A 2,544-nucleotide genomic window follows, 5' to 3' on the forward strand; every position below is an offset into this window, starting at 1 on the left:
CAATGTGGACTAATGACAAAAGCCTGCAACGAGAAAGAGTTGATAAGTCTTCTTGAAAGCTCAAAAGGGATAATCGAGAGCTTCAACGAGAGTTATGATAACTTGGAGAAAGCTTTGAGAAGTAGTGAATCAGACCTAATAGAGCTGATTGAATACTTCTCATTCTTTTCTATATTGCCGAAAGGAAACCAAAACCAGCAGGCAATATCAGGCAGGAGTGACTGGGTGAAGCGTGCAATCACGGCAACAAATTCATTTTTCAAGGATCTAGAGGAAGTATCCGATATGGTTATCACGGAACCATTTTCTGACGGCAAGTCTCTTTCGGACTTTGAAGGCTTTGAAGATTTTGTCCAAAGACTACAAGAGTCGCTTCCAAAACTTGATGACTGGCTTTCAATGAAGAAGAGTATCATTTTTCTTGAGAAGGCTGGACTGGAAGACTTTCTCGAAAGAGCGAGGGAAAGTGAAGTTGAATCCGATGTGCTTGACAAAGTCTTCCTAAAGGGTTTTTATAGCAACCTCTTGTCGGAGCTCTACGCAAAGGATGAGGTTCTAAACTCATTCTCCACAAGTGACCACAACCTTCTTGTTAAGGAGTTCCGGTTACTTGATTCAAAACAACAGCTGTATGCCAGAAAGAGACTGGCTTCTTTCCTCGCCCAGAGGATTCCGGTTTCCAATCTTGTGAATTCTGGAAGTGCCGAGACATCTATTCTGAGAAGAGAGATAGCCAAGAAGAGACGAAATAAATCAATCAGAAGACTATTTTCGGAAACGCCAAACCTCCTTCAAGTTCTGAAACCATGCATGATGATGAGCCCTCTTTCAGTTAGCGTATTCACCGATCCGGAAAAGTTCAAATTCGATGTCGCCATTTTTGACGAGGCCTCCCAGGTATTTCCGGAAGACTCAGTGGGAGCAATCATGAGGGCAAAGCAGGTAGTAGTTGTTGGAGATAACAAACAGCTTCCTCCCACAAGCTTCTTCAGAATCTCTGAACCCGATGAAGCCGAAATGACAGATGAAGAGAACGATCTGGAGAGTCTCGAAAGCATTCTCGACGAATGTAGCGCGGCTGGTCTTCCAGAAAAGAAACTTCTCTGGCATTACCGAAGCCGTCACGAATCATTGATAGCCTTCTCAAACTATCACTTTTACATGAATAGACTCAGCACTTTCCCCAGCAGCAGTTTTAATGGGCTTGATTCCGGAATATGCTTTGAATATGTTTCGAATGGAGTTTATGACAGAGCAAAGAGCAGAAAGAACATTGAAGAAGCTCGCAGAGTTGCCGAGATGGTTATGAGCCATGCAAGGACAAAGGCAGGTGTTTCATTAGGAGTAGTCGCCTTCAGTGAAGCTCAGCAGACAGCGATTCTTGATCGAATTGAAGAGCTTCGTTCCCAGGATCAGTCTGTCGAGGATTTCTTCGGCGAGGATAAAGTTGAACCTTTCTTCGTGAAGAATCTTGAGAATGTTCAGGGTGATGAGAGAGATGAGATGATCTTCAGCATTGGATATGGTAGAGATGCTTCGGGAAAGCTGACCATGAACTTTGGTCCTCTAAACAAAAATGGAGGAGAAAGACGACTCAACGTTGCGATAACGAGAGCCAAGAGGAAAGTCACTGTTGTAAGTTCGATAAGAGGAGCAGACATCTCTGCTGAAATACAGACCCCAGGAGTAAGAGCCCTAAGAGAATATTTGAACTATGCTGAAGAGGGAGGAAGCAGGGAATTCCTTTTGAGAGAGACCGAAAACACTGGCGGCGAATTTGAATCGCCCTTTGAAGAGGAGGTATATGAAGAACTCACAGCACGCGGGTTCAATGTGCACAAACAGGTGGGATGCTCCGGCTACAGGATAGACCTGGCAATTGTTGACAATGAACATCCTGGAAGGTATGTCGCAGGAATTGAATGCGACGGAGCCATGTATCACTCCGCGAGAACTGCAAGAGATAGAGACAGGCTACGCCAACAAGTCCTTGAGAATCTGGGTTGGAAGATCATCAGAATCTGGTCAAGAGATTGGATCTTCGACAGAAGTTCGGAAATCAAGAGAGTCATTGCAGAGATAGGAGCTGCTGGCTCCGTTTCAGAAAATACCGAAGCACTTAACATCAATGATGAGCTGATAGTCGAAAATCCTTTACCATCAATAAAAAGAGAAGAGACGACCCTTCCATTGTATGAAAGATTCTCACCTCATGACCTAACCAAATTAGTCTCATTGCAGAAAGTTATTCAATTGTATAGCCTTATTGGGGCGATAATTGAAAAAGAGGCCCCGGTTCATTTGGATGAGGTAGTGTCGAGGATTATCATGCTTTTCGATACTCGCCCTGATTTACTCCAGGTAAACTGGGATATGTATACAAAATCCGGGAATGTCTCCCGTAAGAGTTTACGGGAGTATGTTATGGCACAATTCCCAAGGGATTCATATGTTCTGCAGGGAGATTTTTTGCTCAAGCGCAACGAAAGGATACTTCCAAGACGATCGGCCAGCAGAGATGATATGAGAAAACCCGAACACATC

The 2,544-nt window shown here is 44.1% G+C and carries 1 protein-coding gene; it reads left to right on the plus strand.

What is annotated here, in order from left to right; genetic code table 11:
- Window positions 1-2,544, plus strand: a 2,544-nt coding sequence (locus RJ60_RS15210) for an AAA domain-containing protein (RefSeq protein WP_258006379.1), incomplete at both ends; no start/stop codon positions are given.

Source organism: Mesotoga sp. B105.6.4 (genome assembly GCF_002896535.1).
Taxonomy (GTDB): Bacteria; Thermotogota; Thermotogae; order Petrotogales; family Kosmotogaceae; genus Mesotoga.